Consider the following 16,063-nt stretch of genomic DNA (forward strand, 5'->3'; position numbering starts at 1 on the left):
CCGGTCTGGACCATTGACAGCGCACTGGCCGATCCACTTCAGTGGTCTAGTCCAACTTGGGTGCCAGGCCGGGCCGTTCCTCCCCCACTGGCGCGTGCTCCGGCGTGCCCTCGGACGTCCCCCACGACCACGCCACCGCAGGAGCACCCACATGCTCAGAACCGGTTACCCGCCCCCTCGCCTCCGGGCGCTCCGGACCCGGCCCCGCGGCCGTGCCGCGCTCGCCGCCGGCACCGCCTCCGCCGTCGCCGCCGCCACCCTGGTCGGCGTCACCCTGGGCCTGGCGCCCGCCGCCTCGGCCGGGGAGTTCCTGGTCAACGGCGGCTTCGAGTCCGGCTCGCTCGGCCCCTGGAACTGCTCCGGAGGCTCCGGCAGCGTCGTCACCGGCCCGGTGCACGGCGGCGGCCACGCGCTCGCCGCCGCGGCCACCGCGGGCGACACCGCCCAGTGCGCCCAGACCGTCGCCGTCGCGCCCGGCACCACGTACACGCTCAGCGCCTGGGTCAACGGCTCGTACGTCTACCTGGGTGTCGACGGCGGCGGCCCGAGCACCTGGACCCCCGGCACCGGCGGCGCCTACCAGAAGCTCAGCGTCAGCTTCACCACCGGAGCCACCCAGACCAGTGCGACCGTCTACACCCATGGCTGGTACGGGCAGGGCACCTACTACGCGGACGACGTCTCGCTGGACGGCCCGGGCGCCCCCAGCCCGACCCCGACCCCGACGTCCACGCCGACACCGACCGGCACCCCGACCTCCACGCCCAGCGGCACCCCGACAGGGACCCCCACGGGGACCCCGACCGGCACCCCCTCCGGCAACCACACCCTGGTCGGCTACCTCCACGCCGGCTTCGCCAACGGCGCCGGATACACCCGGATGGCCGACGTCCCCAGCTCCTGGGACATCATCGACCTCTCCTTCGGCGAGCCCACCTCCCCGACCTCCGGCGACATCCGCTTCAACCGCTGCTCGGCCACCGACTGCCCGACCGTCGAGTCCGACGCCGACTTCAAGGCCGCCGTCGCCGCCAAGCGCGCCCAGGGCAAGAAGGTGCTGATCTCGATCGGCGGCCAGAACGGCCAGGTGCAGCTGACCACCACCGCCGCCCGGGACACCTTCGTCAGCTCGGTCTCGGCGATCATCGACAAGTGGGGCCTGGACGGCCTGGACATCGACTTCGAGGGCCACTCGCTGTCCCTGGACACCGGCGACACCGACTTCAAGAACCCGAAGAGCGCGGTCATCGTCAACCTGATCTCAGCGCTGAAGACGCTCAAGGCCAAGTACGGCCCGGGCTTCGTGCTGACCATGGCGCCGGAGACCTTCTTCGTCCAACTCGGCTACCAGTACTACGGATCCGGCCCCTGGGGCGGCCAGGACCCGCGCGCCGGGGCGTACCTGCCGGTCATCTACGCGCTGCGCGACGACCTCACCCTGCTGCACGTCCAGGACTACAACTCCGGCTCCGTCATGGGCCTGGACAACCAGTACCACTCGATGGGAGGCGCCGACTTCCACGTCGCGATGACCGACCTGCTGCTCAAGGGCTTCCCGGTGGCGGGCAACGCCAACAACGTGTTCCCGCCGCTGCCCGCCTCGAAGGTCGCCATCGGCATGCCGGCCACCACCAACGCGGGCAACGGCTACGTCGCTCCGGCCGAGGTGGACAAGGCGCTGGACTGCCTCACCAGGCTGGCCAACTGCGGGACGTACGTGCCGCGTTCGGGGGCCCAGCCGAACCTGGCCGGGCTGATGACCTGGTCGATCAACTGGGACCAGTTCGGCGGGCGGGAGTTCTCCAAGAACTTCGACGGCTACTTCCGCCGCTGACCCGGCCGCCGGGGGGCCGTGCTTGAACCTGACACCTGTGTGAGGTCCGAGCATGGCCCCCATGGCGACCACACGGCTCACGACCCCGGTACCCCGCAAGCCCTTTCCGCTCCCGGCCCTGCTCGCCCTGGCCACCGCGGTCTTCATCACCGCGCTCACCGAGACGCTGCCGGCCGGCGTCCTGACCGGGATGAGCGGCGCCCTCGGCGTCGGCGAGTCCGCCACCGGGCAGACCGTCACCGCCTACGCGATCGGCACCGCCGCCACCGCGATCCCGCTCACCGCCGCCACCGCGGGCTGGGGCCGCAAGCGGCTGCTGCTCACCGCGATGGCCGGCTTCGCGCTGGCCAACACCGTCACCGCGGCCTCCACCAGCTACCCCCTCACCCTGGCCGCCCGCTTCCTCGCGGGCGTCGCGGCCGGCCTGGCCTGGGCGCTGCTGGCCGGGTACGCGCGCCGGTTGGTGCCGGCCGAGCAGCAGGGCCGGGCCATGGCGGTGGCGATGGCGGGCGTGCCGGTGGCGCTGTCCCTGGGAGTGCCGATCGGCACCTTCCTCGGCCAGGTGCTCGCCTGGTGGGTGCCCTTCCTGGCCATGACGGCACTGGCGCTCGGCGTGATCGGCTGGATAGCGGCCCTGCTTCCCGAGCAGCCGGGACGGCCGGAGGGCCGGCGCGCCCCGGTCCGCGGCGCGCTCGGCGTCCCCGGCGTGGTGCCGGTGCTCTCCGTGACGGTGCTGTTCGTACTCGCCCACACCATCCTGTTCACCTACGTCACGCCCTTCCTCGACCGGGCCGGTCTCGGCGGCTCGGCCGACTCCGTGCTGCTCGTCTTCGGACTGGCCTCGCTCGCGGGCATCTGGTTCGTCGGCGCCCACATCCACCGCCGGCTGCGGCAGTTGACGATCGGCGGCGCGCTGCTGGTCGCGGTGACCGCGACCCTCCTCGGCCTCGGGTCGCACAGCGCGCCGCTGGTGTACCCGGCCGCCCTGCTCTGGGGCCTGGGCTGGGGCGGCGTGCCGACCCTGCTGCAGACCGCCGTCGGCGACGCGGGCGGCGAACGGGCGGACGCCGCCCAGGCGATGCTGGTCACCCTGTGGAACGCCGCGATGGCGGGCGGCGGGCTGGTCGGCGGCCTGGTGCTCGGCCGGCTCGGCACCGGCGCCCTGCCCTGGACGGTGCTCGCCCTGCTGCTGCCCGTCCTCGCGGTGGCCCTCGCCGCCCGCCGTCACGGTTTCCCGGCCGTGCGCCGTCAGCCCTGAAGCAGCCGGTGCGCCCCCGCGACGACCTCCGGGGACGCCTTCGCCAGCGAACCGGCCGCGTACGGCGGCTGGGGGTCGTACTCGATGAGCAGCTGGATCGCCTGCGCGGTCTCGTCCCCGGCGATCAGGCCGGTCAGCGTCAGCGCGAGATCGATCCCGGCCGAGACCCCGGCCGCGGTGGCGTACTTGCCGTCGACCACGATCCGCTCGGTGCCGGTCGGCTCGGCGCCGAACCGGGGCAGCTGGTCCAGCACGCCCCAGTGGCTGGTGGCCCGGCGGCCCTTGAGCAGTCCGGCGGCGCCCAGCAGCAGCGAGCCGGAGCAGACGGAGGTGGTCCAGGTGGTGGTCGCGTCGATCCGGCGCACCCAGTCGAGCACCGCCCCGTCGCTCAGCTGCGCCCCGGTGCCGGGCCCGCCGGGCACCAGCAGCAGATCGGCCGAGTCCACCTCGTCGAGGGCAGCGTCCGCGGTGATCGCCAGGCTGGTCAGGTCGTTGCGGACCGGCCCGCGCCCGGCGGCGGTGAACACCACCTCGGCGCCGGGGATCCGGGACAGCACCTCGTACGGGCCGACCGCGTCCAGGGTGGTGAAGTCGGGGTAGAGCAGGACGGCGATGCGCATCAGTGACCTCCAGCGGGTGCGGAACGGAAGCGGCGTCGGTACTCGGCGGGCGGGGCGGCCAGGGACCGGACGAAGGCGCGCCGCATCGCCTCCGGGGTGCCGTAGCCGCAGGAGCGGGCGATCTCCTCGATGCCGTCGTCGGTGTCCTCCAGCAGCCGCCGGGCGGCCTCCAGCCGGACCCCGTCCACGTACCGGCCCGGGGGCACCCCCACCTCGGCGGCGAAGGCCCGGGCGAAGTGCCGCGGCGACAGCGCCGACCGGTGGGCCAGCGCCTCGACCGACAGGTCGGCCTCCGGGTGCTCGGCGATCCACCGCTGGACCTCGCGCAGCGGCTGCCGGGCCGCCACCTGGGCGGCCAGCTGGGTGCTGAACTGGGCCTGGTTGCCCGGCCGGCGCAGGAAGACCACCAGGTGACGGGCGATCAGCAGCGCGGCCTCCCGGCCGAAGTCCTCCTCGACCAGGGCCAGCGCCAGGTCGATCCCGGCGGTGACCCCGGCCGAGGTGGCGACGTTCCCGTCCCGGACGTGGATCGGATCCGGGTCGACGGTCACGTCCGGGAACCGCCGGGCCAGCTCCTCGCAGAACGCCCAGTGGGTGGTCACCCGACGGCCGGACAGCAGTCCGGCCTCGGCGAGCAGGAAGGCCCCGGTGCACACCGACACCACCCGCTCGGCCCCGTCGGCCAGCTCCCGGATCCGTCGGACCAGGACGTCCTCCCGGTCCTCCGACGGCACCCCGCCGGGAACCAGCAGGGTGTGCACCGGGCCGACCCCGGCCAGGTCCGCGTCCGGCAACAGCCGCAGCCCGCTGCAGCTTCGCACCGGCCGGCCGCCGGGCGAGGCCGTGGTCACCTCGTACGCGCCCGGCTGCCGGGCGGCCGCGCCCGCCCCCGCGAACACCTCCACCGGGCCGGTGACGTCCAGGCTCTGCACGCCGTCGTAGAGGACGACGACCACGCTGCGCGCTCTTATGCGGTCAGCCTGTCAGCGGGCCGGGGTGGCAGCAATGACCTGTTTCCCACCTTTTCTGCCACCGCGTGACGGGGGAACGCCGGAACGCCGAGAGGCCCCTCGCTCTCGCGAAGGGCCTCTCGGCTGTCTGTGCGCCGCCAGGGACTCGAACCCCGGACCCGCTGATTAAGAGTCAGCTGCTCTAACCAACTGAGCTAGCGGCGCCTGCTGACGTGGAGAACATTACCTGGTCAGCGGCCGAAACACACAATCGGCCAGGCGGCCCCGGCGGGCTCAGGCGGTGAGCACCACCTTGCCCCGGACGTGACCGGTCCCGACCAGTCGGTGCGCCTCCTCGGCCTTCTCCAGCGGCAGCGCCTCGGCGACCTCCAGCCGCAGCCCGCCCGACTCCCACAGCCGCACCAGCTCGGCCAGCCGCCCGGCCGTGCGCGGCCCCCGCAGCCCCCGGACGCCCAGCCGCTCGGCCTCCGGGTAGTCGACCACGGTGCCGATCCGGTCCCGGTCGGCGACCAGTTCGACGGAGGCCGCCAGGGCGCCCCGCCCGGCCGCGTCGAAGGCCGCGTCCACTCCCTGCGGGGCGACCGCCCGGACCCGCTCGACCAGGCCCTCGCCGTACGTGACCGGGACGGCGCCCAGCTCCCGCAGGTAGCCGTGGTTGCGCTCGCTCGCGGTGCCGATCACGGTGGCGCCCCAGGCCCGGGCGAGCTGGACGGCGACGGTGCCGACCCCGCCGGCGGCGCCGTGCACCAGCACGGTGTCGCCGGGGCCGACCCCGAGCAGGGTGAGCGCCACGTGGGCGGTCTGGCCGGAGGCGGAGAGCGCGCCGGCCTGCTCCCAGGGCATCCCGGCGGGCTTGGCCACCAGCTGGGCGACGTCCACCGTGACCAGCTCGGCCTGGCACCCCAGCACCCGGAAGCCCAGCACCTCGTCGCCGACCCGCCACGCGTCGACACCCGGCCCGAGCCGGTCCACCACCCCGGCGAACTCGTTGCCGAGGACGAACGGCGGCTCGGCCGCCACCCCCGGCGGACGGAAGCCCTCCCGGATCGCGAGGTCCACCGGCTGCACCCCGGCGGCGTACACCCGCACCCGGACCTCGCCCGGGCCGGGCTCGGGGTCCGGCACCTCGGTGACCCGCAGGACCTCCGGACCGCCGGGCCTCGGTACGGTGACCGCCTTCATGGGGTGCTCCTCTCGCTGCTCCGCCGTCTCGTCGGCTCGCGGTGTCGCCGGCTCGCGGTATCGCCGTTGAGCGGCATCGCCGCCTCGCCGCACCGCCGCACCGGCCGTTCGAACGCTCCCGATCCTCGAACCTGAAGTGCGCTTGAGGTCAAGCGCCCGTTCGGCGTGTCTTCACCTATGGGCGCATTGTCAGATTTATCCTGGGCGGCGCTCAGCCGACCGTCGCCGGTCCACCGCCGGCTCCGCCGTCGAACCGCCGTCGATCCGCCCTCGATCCGCCGCCGATCCGCCGTCGAGAGGAACCTCCCCGTGGGCCAGCTGCCCCTGTTCTTCCTGGTGCTGCTCGCCTCCGTGGTGACCATGCCACTCGCCCGCAGGACAGGCGTGCCGCAACCGGTCCTGATGACCCTGCTCGGCATCGTCATGGCGCTCGTCCCGCAGATCCCGGACGTCAAGATCGATCCCGAGCTGATCCTCCCGCTGGTCCTGCCGCCGCTGATCTTCGCCGTCGCCCGGCGTTCCTCCGTCCGCTACTTCAAGGCCAACGCCCGCTCGATCCTGCTGCTGGCCGTCGCCCTGGTGGTGGTCACCACGATCGCCGTGGCAGCCACCGTGCACTGGCTGCTGCCCGCGCTGCCGCTGGCTGCCGCGATCGCGGTCGGCGCGCTGGTCTCCCCGCCCGACCCGGTGGCCGCCGTCGCGGTGGCCGGCAGCATCGGGCTGCCCCGGCGGCTGGTGGCGATCCTGGAGAGCGAGGGCCTGTTCAACGACGTCACCGCGATCGTCATCTACTCGCTGGCCATCGAGGCGATGTTCAGCGGCGACTTCTCGGTCGGCGACGCCGCCCTGCGCTTCGTGCTGTCCGCGGTGCTCGCCGTGGTCGTCGGCGTCGGGCTCGGATGGGTGAACGCCCGGCTCGCCGAACGCCTGGACGACCCGACCCAGCAGGTGGCGCTCAACCTGCTGTTGCCCTTCGCCGCCTACACCCTCGCCGAGGAGATCCACGGCTCCGGCGTGCTCGCGGTGGTGATCTGCGCGCTGTACCTCGCCGAGCGGGCCGCCGACGCCGACGCCGTCTCCTACCGGCTGGTCGGCAACGCCTTCTGGGAGGTGGTCGAGATCCTGATCACCGGCGTCGCCTTCGGCCTGATCGGCCTGGAGCTGGCCACCGTGCTCAAGGAGGCCGGCCGCGGCTGGACCGGCTTCCTCGGCGACGCCGCCGTGGTCATCGCGGTCGTGGTGCTGGTCCGGCTGCTCTGGCTGCTGCCGGCCGGCTGGCTCTCGAAGAAGCTGCGCAAGGACGACGAAGAGGACACCCCGTTCAGCTGGAAGGAGAGCGTGATCCTCTGGTGGTCCGGCATGCGCGGCGTGGCCACCGTCGCCCTGGCCCTCGCCGTCCCGCTCACCCTGCACTCCGGCGCGGACTTCCCGGAGCGCGGCCGGCTGGTCTTCATCGCCTTCAGCGTGGTGCTGTTCACCCTGCTGGTCCAGGGCCTGACCCTGCCCTGGCTGGCCAAGCGCCTCCAGCTGGACATCGACCAGGACCGGCACGAGCAGGCCCTGCGCGAACTCTGGTGGCGGGCCGCCAAGGCCGGGCTCAAGCGGCTCGGCGAACTGGAGGAACAGGACCGGCTGCCCGCCGAGGTCGCCGACCGCCTGCGGGACCGTCAGCACGACCGGCTGGCCCGGCTCTGCCCGGAGAACTACGCCGAGGAGGAGGCCGCCGAGGCGAAGCAGCGGCTCGCCCAGTGGCGGACCGCGGCGGAGGTCGAGCAGGAGATGATCGCCGCCTCCCGGCGCGAGATGCTCACCGCCCGCAGCGAACTCGGCGCCGACCCGGAACTGGTCGACCAGGTGCTGCGCGGGCTGGACCTGCGCTCGGAACGGAAGTGACGGGAACGACGAAGTGACGGGCAGCCGGAAGCGGCGGAAACGCCGGAGTGACGACCAGGCGGAAGTGACGGGCAGTCCGCGCGCGCCGCTCGGAATGTGCGCGACCCCCTCCGGGGTTGCATAGGCTGAACCCGGGCAGGCCGTCAACGGAGTCGGCGCACCACCAGTACCGCCACGACCTCGCGAAGCCGCTCGATGATGACCGGCCTCACGCCTGGCCCTGCCGGTTTCTGCACCCAGATGAATCGAGGACCCACCGATGTCGGAGACCCGCGCCGACGCCCGCACCCCGCTCGACCGCACCCCGCAGTGGGCCGCGCTGGCCAAGCACCGGGCCGAGCTGGGCGAGACCCACCTGCGCGAGCTGTTCGCCGCCGACCCCGAGCGCGGCCGCACCCACACCCTGCAGGTCGGCGACCTGTACGTGGACTACGCCAAGCACCTGGTCACCGACGAGACGCTGGAGCTGCTGCGCGACCTCGCCGCCGCCACCGGCGTCGCCGAGCTGCGGGACGCCATGTTCCGCGGCGAGAAGATCAACATCACCGAGCGGCGCGCCGTCCTGCACACCGCGCTGCGCGCCCCGCGCGACGCCGTGATCGAGGTCGACGGCGTCAACGTCGTCCCTGGCGTGCACGCGGTCCTGGACAAGATGGCCGCCTTCGCCGACCGGGTCCGCAGCGGCGAGTGGAAGGGCCACACCGGCAAGCCGATCCGCACCGTGGTCAACATCGGCATCGGCGGCTCGGACCTCGGCCCGGCGATGGCCTACGAGGTGCTCCGCCCGTACACCAAGCGCGACCTGGACGTCCGCTTCGTGTCCAACGTGGACGGCGCCGACCTGCACGAGGCGGTCCGCGACCTCGACCCGGCCGAGACGCTGTTCATCGTCGCCTCGAAGACCTTCACCACCATCGAGACCATCACCAATGCGATCTCCGCGCGGTCCTGGCTGCTCGACGGCCTGGGCGCCGGCACCGAGGCGGTGGCCAAGCACTTCGTCGCGCTGTCCACCAACGCCCAGGGCGTGAAGGACTTCGGCATCGACACCGCCAACATGTTCGAGTTCTGGGACTGGGTCGGCGGCCGCTACTCCTACGACTCGGCGATCGGTCTCTCGCTGATGATCGCCATCGGCCCGGACGCCTTCCGCGAGATGCTGGACGGCTTCCACCTGGTCGACGAGCACTTCCGCACCGCCCCTCCGGAGCGGAACGTCCCGCTGCTGCTCGGCCTGCTGGGCGTCTGGTACGGCGCGTTCTTCGACGCCCAGGCGCACGCGGTGCTGCCCTACTCGCACTACCTGTCCAAGTTCACCGCCTACCTCCAGCAGCTGGACATGGAGTCCAACGGCAAGTCGGTGACCCGCGACGGCACCCCGGTCGGCTGGCAGACCGGCCCGGTGGTCTGGGGCACCCCCGGCACCAACGGCCAGCACGCCTACTACCAGCTGCTGCACCAGGGCACCAAGGTGATCCCGGCCGACTTCATCGGCTTCGCCAAGCCGGTCGCCGACCTGCTCCCCGGCCTGGTCGCCCAGCACGACCTGCTGCTGGCCAACTTCTTCGCCCAGACCCAGGCACTGGCCTTCGGCAAGACCCCGGAGGAGGTCGCCGCCGAGGGCGTGCCGGCCGAGCTCGTCCCGCACAAGACCTTCAAGGGCAACCACCCGACCACCACCATCCTGGCCGCCGAGCTCACCCCCTCGGTGCTGGGCCAGCTGGTCGCGCTGTACGAGCACAAGGTGTTCGTCCAGGGCGCGGTCTGGAACATCGACTCCTTCGACCAGTGGGGCGTCGAGCTGGGCAAGGTGCTCGCCAAGCGGATCGAGCCGGTGCTGCTCACCGGCGAGGGCGGCGAGCAGCTGGACAGCTCCACCGCCGAGCTGGTCGCCCGCTACCGCTCGCTGCGCGGCCGCTGAGCGCCGACCGGGCCGTTCGCTCCGGCGGGCGGCCCGGTCCGTTCCGGACGCGAACGCGGTCGGACGAGTCCGGACGCATTCGGGCGAAACGCCGGAAGGCCCTCCGCTCTCGCGAAGGGCCTTCCGGCTGTCTGTGCGCCGCCAGGGACTCGAACCCCGGACCCGCTGATTAAGAGTCAGCTGCTCTAACCAACTGAGCTAGCGGCGCCTGCTGACAGAGAAGACTCTAGCAGCGGCCCGCGTCCGAGCCAAAATCGAATACCGGTAGCCCCCCGTTCACCCGCCCGTCACGACGACCGGCTCGGCCGGGACGCCCGCGCCGGGCTCGCGCGCCGCCCGCACGCAGGCCCAGAGCACCACCGAGGCCCCGGGCAGCCAGGGGTCGCGTTCCTCCGGGGCGACGATCCAGCGGCCCGAGCCCCGACCGGGGGAGTCCGGGCCGTGCACCATCCGCTGCAGCGGCGGCACCGTCACCGCGTCGCCGCGGCCGTGGCAGAGCAGCGGCGGCACGGCCCGGGCCCACTCCTCCCAGGCCAGCAGCCGGCGCAGCCGGGGCGCCGCGCCGGGCTGGACGAACAGCAGGGTGCGGCCCAGGTAGCCCGCGACGGGGCCGCAGCCGGGGCCGGAGGCCCACAGTTCGTCCAGCACCCGGCGGCCGAACAGCGACGGCATGCTGATCACGTCGAAGGCCCGCCCGCAGGGCAGTACCGAGGGTGCCCACGGCCGGGCCTCCCAGAGGGCGCGCATGCTGCGCGGGTACTCGCTCGCGGAGGCGAGCCAGGCCTCTCCGGCCACGGAGACGTACTCCACCGACTGTTGCGTCCAGATGTCCACGTCCAGCAGCCTGCGCCGTGTGCCGTCCCGGTGGGGCGGAAAGCGGGGTTCGCCGGACAGGGCGGCGGGCGATCGCGTACCCTCCGCCGCTGGCATATGCCAGGGGCCGGTCCCCGCGGCGGGGTCAGTCCTCGTGACGGCGCGGCTGGAGCAGGCCGCGACCGTACTCGACCATCTTGGCGGCGTAGTCCGGGGTCCACTCCGCCCGCTCGGCGATCTCGGTGTTCGAGAGCGCGTCGAACCGGCGCGGGTCCGCGAGCTGGGCGGCGGCGACGGCCTGGAAGTCGGTGGCCCGCTCGGCGGCGGCCCGGAAGGCCAGGGCCAGTTCGGTGGAACGGCGCAGCAGCTCCGCCGGGTCGTCGATCGACTCCAGGTCGAAGAATCGTTCCGGCTCCGGTTCGGCGGACTGCGGCTCGAACAGGAGCTGCGCGGGGCGCTGGCGCCTGGTGGGCTCGGGCGTCTCGGCGGGGGAGTCGGGCATGGACGGACACCTCCGGGGTCTCGGGTGAGGGAAGGCGGGCGGGCTGCTCCGGGCCGCACCGCCCGGTTGTGGCCGTCGTCCATTGTCTCGCGGCGGCGGCCGGTAGCGGAACGGTGCGCGTGCGGGCGCTATTCCCCGGCGCGCGCCCGAGGAGTGCTCCGGGCGCCGCGCTTCCCGGTCGCATGCGAAGCGGTTGTGCCGGGTGCAGCAGTCGTCCGTCAGTCCTCACCGAACCGGGAGCACCTCCATGCGCGCACTGTCCACCGGCCTCCTGCTGGCCGCCGCTGTCCTGACCTCGACGGCCGCGGCCGCGCCGGCCTCCGCCGCCGAGACCGCCAAGGTCGTCACCGGGACGCCGAGCGGCCCGGGCGGCGTCTCGACCGCGACCTGCCCGGCCGGCACCCACCTGACCGGCGGCGGCTACCGGCTCCAGCCCGACGCGAGCGGACCGGTGCGCGCCAGCGGGCCGACCGCCGACGCGACCGGGTGGAGCGCCCAGGCCGAGCACGGGTCCGTGGTCGCCTATGCGGTGTGCGAGACCGAGGACTGACCGCTAGCGCAGGTGCACCCGGTGGCCGCTCAGGTGCTGGAGGACCTGGTGGTTGGCCTCCCAGCCCTCGGAAAACAGCTTGACCATGGTGATAGCGTCGAGGGCAGGAGACCAGGGAGAGAACGACATGCCACACCAGCCGCACCCGGGCACGCGGGTCCTGAGGATGCGCCGCATCAGCCGGGACTCCGAGGACAGCTCTGCCCTGGTCCGCCAGGCCGAGGCTCAGGGCGCCGCCATGACGGCAGGTAGGTACGTCTCCGCCGGGGAAGTAGAGGACTCGTTCGTCTCGGGTGCCATCAGCCCGGAGGACCGGCCGAACCTCGGGAAGTGGATGCGTGAACCGCTCTGGTACGAGTGGGACGCCATCATGGTGACCTCGCTCGACCGCATCACCCGCAACCAGACCCACTGGGAGCTGTTCGCGGACAAGTGCTACCAGGGCGGGAAGGACATCATTTGCTTGGATGACCCCTCACTGGACATCAGGCCCGGCAACGGCCGGATGATCGCCTACATCAAGGCCACCCAGGCTCAGGAGTACAGGGAAGCCATCGTGCAGAAGCGCCGGGACCAGACTCGGTACTACCGTGACGAATCCCTTTGGGGCGGCGGGACATGGCCGTTCGGCTACCGCGCGGTCCTGGCGGAGCACAACGGCCGCCAGCGCTTCAAGCTCATCATCGACCCCGTCACCGGTCCTCTCGTCCGGGAGGCCTACGAGCGGATCGTGGGGGAGGGCTGGACCATGGGGCGACTGTGCAGCGATTGGAACAGCCGTGGGGTCCTGACCTCCCAGGACCACCAGCGGAGCGTGAACGCCGCTGAGGGCAAGGCCGGCGTGAAGTACGAGATCAAGGGGTCGAAGTGGCTCACCTCGACCTTGAGCAAGCTCCTGAAGAAGCCGGTGCTGAAGGGGATCGCGATGCACAAGGGCGAGCCGCTGCTGAGGGATGGCATCCCGGTCCGGTGGGCCGATCCGATCCTGACCGATGAGGAGTTCGACCAGTTGCAGGCGACGGTCACGGAGCTGGGCAAGTTCCGGGCCGGGATCAAGTCGAATGCTTCCCCAGCGGCAGGAGTCTTCTTCTGCCCGTGCGGCAAGAAGATGTACGAGAACAGCTCGAACACCACGCTGGCCAGCGGTGAGCCGAAGCGGCACGAGTACTTCCGCTGCTCCTCGTGGTCCAACGGGACGCCTTGCCCGTTCTCGGTCTCGTGGCCGCAGAGCTTCCTCTACAGCGTCGCGGAGCACGGCTTCCTGACCACAGTTGGCGGGGAGGAGATAACAGAGCGGATATATGTGCCGGGAAAGGACAACCGGAGGCAGATCAAGGAACTGGAGGGTGCTATTGAAAACCTCTCCAACTCCATCGCTCTGGCTACGTCGCCGGTTGTCATCGAGACCGTCACCAAGACCATGGAGCGCCACGCGGCTACCCTCGAAACCCTCAGGGCCGAACCTTTTGTCCCGGGCCGGTGGGAGGTGCGCGGGACCGGACAGACCTACGCTGCCAAGTGGGCTCGAATGGATGGCTGGAAGGAACGCGGACCCTTCCTCCGGCAGGCCGGATTCAGGATCTTTGTGTGGGGTCACCCGAAGAAGAAGGATCAGGGTGCTGCCGTGTACGTCATCCCGCCGAAGGACATCGCGTTGAAGGCCAACACGGGAGACGGACCAGCGATCGAGCCAACTGACCAGCAGAGTTGGGATCTGGCAGCCCTGAAGATCTTCGGCGAGATTCTTGATTCGGAGATCAAGGGCATAGAGGGCGCACCTGAGAGCAGTACCAACTGAGAGTAGGCCGCGCGCGATCCCATAACTTCATAGCATCAGCCCCCGAGGCGACTCGGGGGCTTTTCATTTCCCAGAGTTAGTTAGGAGATTGATGAGCTACCACTTCGCCAAGCTCTACCGACCCAAGCGTCGAAACCCGGCCATCGGTGATCCGGGGCTTCAGCTCCACCTCAAGCTCTTCCTCCTAGCGATGGACCGCATGCAACGGGGTGGGCACGCCCCACTGGGCTCTGGTGAGCTGCAACTGATCTTGACTCGGGAGGATGGCCGGCCGTACACCGCAGGCCGGTACTCGCAGGCCTTGACGGCCCTCAAGGACGCCGGACTGCTCGCCCCGTCTGCCTCGGCTCGGTGCCTGCTGGTGCCCAACACGGTGGCCAGCATGGACGCGCCGTCCCGGCGGAAGCGGGAGGAGTGTGCGACCCACGGCCACAACATCCCATGGGACGGCGAGGCCAACGACTGGCTGCACCCGACGCCAGAGCAGGCGCGAAAGGCAGAGAACGAGGCGGACAACGTCAGCCGGGACGGTTCGGCCTTCAGTTTTGCAGACTGGGCCCGGGGTCTCCGAGAGCAGCCGCGGTTTAACGAAACTGATACCTCGGCCGCTCAACTCCAAGGCTGACTACCACGGCCCTTCTTAACAGTGGGGTTCTTGCCTGGGCCGAGTGAGCGAGGCCCAGGAACTTCTAGTAGCTACTCCAGTAGGGCCGCCTTCAAGGGGCGGCCTTTCTAGAGTCTCTTGTGACTTAGATCTCTCCTCTGGCCCCACTGTCCGAGAGTGGGGCTGTTTGACACATACATCTTCAGTAGAGAAGAAGTTTTTTCAACTGAGCTTTAGAGGGCTGAACCCGGGTGGGTCTGGCGCGCGGGCTCAGGCATCGACCCTGGCTTTCTCATCTTGGAGGTCAGGGCTCCTAATCTCTCCTCGCATCTAGAGAATCGTTTCTTCTCACTGTCACTCCCGGCCTGCGTGGCCGGGCTTTTTTGTTGCCTATCACCGTGCATGAGTGCACGAGATGATCGGAGGTCATCATGTTTGATCGTCACTTTTTCACTGCCCGCCGAATCGTTCTGGGCCTGTCTGTTGAGGACCTGGCCGATGAGATGGTCATTGCGGCATCGACTATTCGCCGGTGGGAGTCCGGCGAGACCTGTCCGAGCCTCCGCATGCTCGTCATCGCTAGTCGCCACCTCTGCACTCCGCTGCTGTCTCTCATCAAGGACGAGAACACCGAGGAGCGACGTAAGGCCGAAGCCGTGGCTGGGCTACTGCGTGAGGACATCGCCAGCGCGGCCTAGGCCGAGAGCTTCCCCGTCTCGACGCATCACTAATTGAGGAGATTCCTTTGACTGTTTTCGCCTATCAGGCCCCGGCATCCCACACCTTCGTGCCAGAGGTTTGGGATGCCGAACTTCTCGTCCAGTTCGATCCACTTCTCGTGTGGGCATCTCCCATTGTCTCGAACAACAAGTACGAGGGGACCATCGCGAAGGCTGGCGATGTGGTCCACATCAACTCGCTCGTTCGCCCGTCCATCGGGGATTACAAGCTCCCAGATGGCATGACTGCTCAGCGCCCAGAAATGGTTGACCAAAATCTCTACATTACCGAGGGCAAATATCTTCAGCTTTTGATCGAGAACGCGGAGCACGTGCAGGCGATCGGCGACATGGCGTCGCCGATCAATCAGCAGATGATCCGCTCTCTCGCCCGTGCAGCCGACACTTTCATGGGAGGGATCGTCTCGGCCGGGGCTACCGCGCTGCCGAACGTAAAGGCGGCCCCTGGAAGCGTCGCTCAGGGCCTCTACGGCGCCATCCTGGACATGATGCTTGCGCTGGATCAGAACGACGTTCCTGACGGCCGTTACGTGGTCGTCTCGCCTAAGGTGAAGCGGTACCTGATCGAGCATCCGGCCATTGCCAACGCTGCGGCCTATGGGGATGCGGGCGTCACCGCCAACGGTGTGGTGGCTCGCCTGGCAGGGTTCACGGTGCTGTCCACCACGGCCATGCCTGCGGGCGCCGACATTATTGCCGGGCACCCGGACTTCGCTACATTCGCGTCCCAGTTCACCGGTTTTAGGAGCGGCCAGAGCGAGCACTATCGGGCGGACTATGTGGACACGTTGCATCTGTACGGCGGGAAGATCGTCCGCTATCCAGGCCATGACGTGCAGAAGCCGGACCACACCTTTGACGAGAGTCTTCCAAGCAAGGGAATCGTCAAGGCCGCCGTCGAGTGGCCTACTTCCTGATCTACTCCTTTCGGGCCCTCGCCTTCTCGGCGGGGGCCCGCTTTTTTGCTTTGAGAACCGGCACAGTATGTGTCCAGCAACTTCATTCCGGACATCCCAGCCTTATTTGAGGTACAGATCACACATGGGGACGGGTATCCGGGCTATTTCCGACCCTCGGAAGCCCTGTGTGGCCTGTAAATTCCACAGTTGCCCTCAATCTGCCCCTGTCGGGGCTGGCCGGCCGGAAGATTCAAAACCCGTACACGGTCGAAGGACGGCACCCCCGGTGGGTCCTATCTCTTTCGAATAAGGCATTACCCCCATATGTATTTACCGTTCAGTTACATAGAAGAAATGCATCCGTGATGCATGACGGGGCTTCTCCGGGGTTTTTAGTGGGAGGATGGAGACGTTCGCCGGTCGGGCCGGTGGGCGGGAATGGCAGCCGTAAGAAGCGACGCTCCGGCTGAACCACTGG

General features: G+C 70.1%; 15 protein-coding genes and 2 tRNA genes. 9 read left to right on the forward strand and 8 right to left on the reverse strand.

What is annotated here, in order from left to right; translation table 11 throughout:
• The first annotated feature begins 151 nt into the window (after positions 1-151).
• Positions 152-1,834: a chitinase gene (locus ACIRVF_RS21780; RefSeq protein WP_402820062.1), complete on the forward strand. Its 1,683-nt coding sequence runs from the start codon at positions 152-154 to the stop codon at positions 1,832-1,834.
• Between the two features lie 61 nt (positions 1,835-1,895).
• A complete protein-coding gene (locus tag ACIRVF_RS21785) occupies positions 1,896-3,092 on the forward strand; it encodes an MFS transporter (RefSeq protein ID WP_402820065.1) in 1,197 nt (398 codons plus the stop codon).
• Here the strand turns inward: ACIRVF_RS21785 and ACIRVF_RS21790 are convergent.
• The 4 genes from ACIRVF_RS21790 to ACIRVF_RS21805 all read right to left on the reverse strand — a co-directional run bounded on the left by ACIRVF_RS21790 (position 3,083) and on the right by ACIRVF_RS21805 (position 5,865).
• Positions 3,083-3,712, reverse strand: a complete 630-nt coding sequence (locus ACIRVF_RS21790) for a DJ-1/PfpI family protein (RefSeq protein ID WP_402820068.1) — start codon at positions 3,710-3,712, stop codon at positions 3,083-3,085. The two genes, ACIRVF_RS21785 and ACIRVF_RS21790, sit on opposite strands and share 10 nt — an antisense overlap.
• Complete coding sequence (locus ACIRVF_RS21795; protein ID WP_402820245.1) at positions 3,712-4,683, reverse strand: GlxA family transcriptional regulator; 972 nt, start codon at positions 4,681-4,683, stop codon at positions 3,712-3,714. The genes ACIRVF_RS21790 and ACIRVF_RS21795 overlap by 1 nt, the downstream gene beginning before the upstream one ends.
• Positions 4,684-4,813: 130 nt before the next feature.
• Positions 4,814-4,887 (reverse strand) — tRNA-Lys (locus ACIRVF_RS21800).
• A gap of 69 nt (positions 4,888-4,956) precedes the next feature.
• Positions 4,957-5,865: an NADP-dependent oxidoreductase gene (locus ACIRVF_RS21805; RefSeq protein ID WP_402820071.1), complete on the reverse strand. Its 909-nt coding sequence runs from the start codon at positions 5,863-5,865 to the stop codon at positions 4,957-4,959.
• A gap of 309 nt (positions 5,866-6,174) precedes the next feature.
• Between ACIRVF_RS21805 and ACIRVF_RS21810 the strand changes: the two genes are divergently transcribed.
• Both ACIRVF_RS21810 and pgi read left to right on the forward strand, forming a co-directional pair.
• A complete protein-coding gene (locus ACIRVF_RS21810; protein ID WP_402820074.1) occupies positions 6,175-7,758 on the forward strand; it encodes a Na+/H+ antiporter in 1,584 nt (527 codons plus the stop codon).
• Between the two features lie 259 nt (positions 7,759-8,017).
• Positions 8,018-9,679, forward strand: coding sequence for a glucose-6-phosphate isomerase (pgi, locus tag ACIRVF_RS21815; RefSeq protein ID WP_402820077.1), 1,662 nt, complete (start codon positions 8,018-8,020; stop codon positions 9,677-9,679).
• Between the two features lie 134 nt (positions 9,680-9,813).
• On the opposite strand, the gene ACIRVF_RS21820 is transcribed toward pgi, so the two are convergent.
• The 3 genes from ACIRVF_RS21820 to ACIRVF_RS21830 all read right to left on the reverse strand — a co-directional run bounded on the left by ACIRVF_RS21820 (position 9,814) and on the right by ACIRVF_RS21830 (position 10,994).
• A tRNA-Lys gene (locus tag ACIRVF_RS21820) sits at positions 9,814-9,887 on the reverse strand.
• Positions 9,888-9,955: 68 nt separating this feature from the next.
• Positions 9,956-10,513, reverse strand: coding sequence for a bifunctional DNA primase/polymerase (locus ACIRVF_RS21825; protein WP_402820079.1), 558 nt, complete (start codon positions 10,511-10,513; stop codon positions 9,956-9,958).
• Positions 10,514-10,637: 124 nt separating this feature from the next.
• The gene (locus tag ACIRVF_RS21830; RefSeq protein WP_402820082.1) at positions 10,638-10,994 is read right to left on the reverse strand and encodes a hypothetical protein; all 357 of its coding nucleotides are present in this window, start codon (positions 10,992-10,994) and stop codon (positions 10,638-10,640) included.
• Positions 10,995-11,241: 247 nt separating this feature from the next.
• Here ACIRVF_RS21830 and ACIRVF_RS21835 point away from each other — a divergent pair, with 247 nt between their 5' ends.
• Positions 11,242-11,544: a hypothetical protein gene (locus ACIRVF_RS21835; RefSeq protein ID WP_402820085.1), complete on the forward strand. Its 303-nt coding sequence runs from the start codon at positions 11,242-11,244 to the stop codon at positions 11,542-11,544.
• A gap of 3 nt (positions 11,545-11,547) precedes the next feature.
• Here ACIRVF_RS21835 and ACIRVF_RS21840 read toward each other — a convergent pair whose 3' ends face one another.
• Positions 11,548-11,673, reverse strand: a complete 126-nt coding sequence (locus ACIRVF_RS21840; protein ID WP_402820088.1) for a hypothetical protein — start codon at positions 11,671-11,673, stop codon at positions 11,548-11,550.
• On the opposite strand from ACIRVF_RS21840, the gene ACIRVF_RS21845 reads away from it, so the two are divergent.
• The 4 genes from ACIRVF_RS21845 to ACIRVF_RS21860 all read left to right on the forward strand — a co-directional run bounded on the left by ACIRVF_RS21845 (position 11,672) and on the right by ACIRVF_RS21860 (position 15,603).
• Positions 11,672-13,342 carry a recombinase family protein gene (locus ACIRVF_RS21845; protein ID WP_402820091.1) on the forward strand — a complete coding sequence of 557 codons (1,671 nt, stop codon included), beginning with the start codon at positions 11,672-11,674 and terminating at the stop codon, positions 13,340-13,342. The genes ACIRVF_RS21840 and ACIRVF_RS21845 overlap by 2 nt on opposite strands.
• A gap of 91 nt (positions 13,343-13,433) precedes the next feature.
• Positions 13,434-13,967: a hypothetical protein gene (locus ACIRVF_RS21850; protein WP_402820094.1), complete on the forward strand. Its 534-nt coding sequence runs from the start codon at positions 13,434-13,436 to the stop codon at positions 13,965-13,967.
• 410 nt (positions 13,968-14,377) lie between these two features.
• Positions 14,378-14,644, forward strand: a complete 267-nt coding sequence (locus tag ACIRVF_RS21855) for a helix-turn-helix domain-containing protein (protein ID WP_402820097.1) — start codon at positions 14,378-14,380, stop codon at positions 14,642-14,644.
• 47 nt (positions 14,645-14,691) lie between these two features.
• Positions 14,692-15,603, forward strand: coding sequence for a hypothetical protein (locus tag ACIRVF_RS21860; protein WP_402820100.1), 912 nt, complete (start codon positions 14,692-14,694; stop codon positions 15,601-15,603).
• Positions 15,604-16,063: the final 460 nt, after the last annotated feature.

It is taken from the genome of Kitasatospora sp. NPDC101157, assembly GCF_044768255.1.
Classification (GTDB): domain Bacteria; phylum Actinomycetota; class Actinomycetes; order Streptomycetales; family Streptomycetaceae; genus Kitasatospora.

Coding starts and splice junctions, on each gene's coding strand:
- ACIRVF_RS21790 (WP_402820068.1), bottom strand. CDS start 3,712: ATGCGCATCGCCGTCCTGCTCTACCCCGACTTCACCACCCTGGACGCG.
- ACIRVF_RS21855 (WP_402820097.1), top strand. CDS start 14,378: ATGTTTGATCGTCACTTTTTCACTGCCCGCCGAATCGTTCTGGGCCTG.
- ACIRVF_RS21850 (WP_402820094.1), top strand. CDS start 13,434: ATGAGCTACCACTTCGCCAAGCTCTACCGACCCAAGCGTCGAAACCCG.
- ACIRVF_RS21835 (WP_402820085.1), top strand. CDS start 11,242: ATGCGCGCACTGTCCACCGGCCTCCTGCTGGCCGCCGCTGTCCTGACC.
- ACIRVF_RS21840 (WP_402820088.1), bottom strand. CDS start 11,673: ATGTCGTTCTCTCCCTGGTCTCCTGCCCTCGACGCTATCACCATGGTC.
- ACIRVF_RS21785 (WP_402820065.1), top strand. CDS start 1,896: ATGGCGACCACACGGCTCACGACCCCGGTACCCCGCAAGCCCTTTCCG.
- ACIRVF_RS21780 (WP_402820062.1), top strand. CDS start 152: ATGCTCAGAACCGGTTACCCGCCCCCTCGCCTCCGGGCGCTCCGGACC.
- ACIRVF_RS21830 (WP_402820082.1), bottom strand. CDS start 10,994: ATGCCCGACTCCCCCGCCGAGACGCCCGAGCCCACCAGGCGCCAGCGC.
- pgi (WP_402820077.1), top strand. CDS start 8,018: ATGTCGGAGACCCGCGCCGACGCCCGCACCCCGCTCGACCGCACCCCG.
- ACIRVF_RS21845 (WP_402820091.1), top strand. CDS start 11,672: ATGCCACACCAGCCGCACCCGGGCACGCGGGTCCTGAGGATGCGCCGC.
- ACIRVF_RS21805 (WP_402820071.1), bottom strand. CDS start 5,865: ATGAAGGCGGTCACCGTACCGAGGCCCGGCGGTCCGGAGGTCCTGCGG.